The sequence below is a fragment of the Alkalihalophilus lindianensis genome (assembly GCF_032843265.1).
Lineage (GTDB): Bacteria > Bacillota > Bacilli > Bacillales > Bacillaceae_D > Alkalihalophilus > Alkalihalophilus lindianensis.
In genome coordinates this window covers 1-276 of record NZ_JAWJBA010000248.1, presented here as the reverse complement: position 1 = coordinate 276, position 276 = coordinate 1, and the positions used below count along the sequence as shown (strand labels likewise).

The following is a 276-nucleotide window of genomic DNA, read 5'->3' as shown; positions in this document are numbered from 1 at the left end:
ACAGCCGATGAATCCCCTAATTGACCGAAATCGTAAAAAGCATCAGAAGGTGGAAAAGGACTGGATTGAACAAATCGCTGTTAAATCATTTTCACTTGAGGAGCAACTCATTTCTCAATTCAATATAAAAGCAATACCTGAGGTGCAACTGCGAGTCATCCGCTATTTAATCCTGCACTTAGATGAAAACGGATACTTTACTGGTGATCTTGATGAGATTTCGGTAAAGCTAAAAATACCCTATCAGCTAACAGAAGATTGTTTAAAGATGATTCA

At 37.7% G+C, this 276-nt stretch carries 1 protein-coding gene; it reads left to right on the top strand.

The features are described from left to right. Nucleotides 1-276 (top strand): RNA polymerase factor sigma-54 (locus RYX56_RS22135; RefSeq protein WP_439108528.1); only part of this gene is annotated, 276 nt, incomplete at both ends.